At 73.4% G+C, this 1,137-nt stretch carries 2 protein-coding genes; both read right to left on the bottom strand.

Annotation, left to right across the window (positions count from 1 at the left end; genetic code table 11):
- Positions 1-399, bottom strand: a 399-nt coding sequence (locus PKE99_RS37645) for an FAD binding domain-containing protein (RefSeq protein ID WP_271215042.1), incomplete at its 3' end; no start/stop codon positions are given.
- Positions 396-1,137 (bottom strand): PEP/pyruvate-binding domain-containing protein (locus tag PKE99_RS37650; RefSeq protein WP_271215043.1); only part of this gene is annotated, 742 nt, incomplete at its 5' end. The genes PKE99_RS37650 and PKE99_RS37645, both read right to left, overlap by 4 nt.

Raw genomic sequence — 1,137 nt, forward strand, 5'->3', positions numbered from 1 at the left:
GCCGAGCACGAGGCAGGCCAGGGGCATCTCGCCCGTCGGGTCGCCCTGGACGAGCGAGCCGCCGAGCGTGCCCCGGTTGCGGACCTGCCGGTCGCCGATGTGGGGCACGATCCGGGAGAGCAGCGGCAGTCGCGCGGCCACCAGCGGCGAGCGCTCGAGGGTCGAGTGCCGGAGCAAGGCAACGATCTCGGTGCGCTCTCCCTCGACGCGGATGTCGTCGAGCTCGTCGATCTCGTTGATGTCGACGAGCGCGACGGGCCGCCAGAGCCGCATGTTGAGCATGGGGACCAGGCTCTGCCCGCCGGCGAGCACCCGGGCGCTGCCGGCGTGGTCGCGCAGGTGCGCAACGGCCTCGGCGACCGTGGTGGGCCGGTGGTAGGCGAAGCGGGCGGGCTTCACGAGGACCGGTTCCCCGTGGCGACACCCGTGCCGGAGAACCGGGCCAGCACGTGCCCGACCGCCGACTTCGGGACGGCCACGAGCTGCTCGGCCGGGCGCTGCGCCCAGACCGTCTCCGGTCGCACCTGCAGGACGTACACGTCGCCGGCCTCGGAGACCGCCCACTCGATGTCCTGGGGGGCGCCGCGGTGGCGCTCGATCCGCTTGGCCAGCTTGGCCAGCGCGTCGATCTCCTCGTCGGTCAGGCAGGGCAGCTCGTGCCGGTCCTCGGCCACGGGCACCAGACCGACCACGCCGGTGGCAGGGTCGACGCCGTACGCGGACTCCTGCGGGGTCAGCTCGCGCCGGACGACCTCGAAGGTCACCTTGTCGACCACGAAGCGGCTCGGCGTGACGCCGCCGCCGACCACCCCCTCCCCCAGGCCCCAGCAGCCCTCGACGACGACCTTCGAACGGTCCCCGGTCACCGGGTCGAGGGTGAACATGACGCCGGCGGAGCGTGCCTCGACCATCCGCTGCACGCCGACGCAGATGCCGTGGTCGTCGAGCACCGCGTCCGCGGTCGCCTCCGGCTTGTAGGTCAGCACGGCCGGACCGAACATGCCCGCCCAGCACCGCCGGACATGCGTGAGGACGTCGTCGGCGCCGCGGATCCACAGGAAGGTGTCGTACTGGCCGGCGAAGCTGGCCCCGGCGAGGTCCTCGGACTCGCCGCTGGACCGGACGGCGACGGGCAGT

The sequence above is a fragment of the Pseudonocardia halophobica genome (assembly GCF_027922425.1).
GTDB classification, from domain to species: Bacteria; Actinomycetota; Actinomycetes; order Mycobacteriales; family Pseudonocardiaceae; genus Pseudonocardia; species Pseudonocardia halophobica.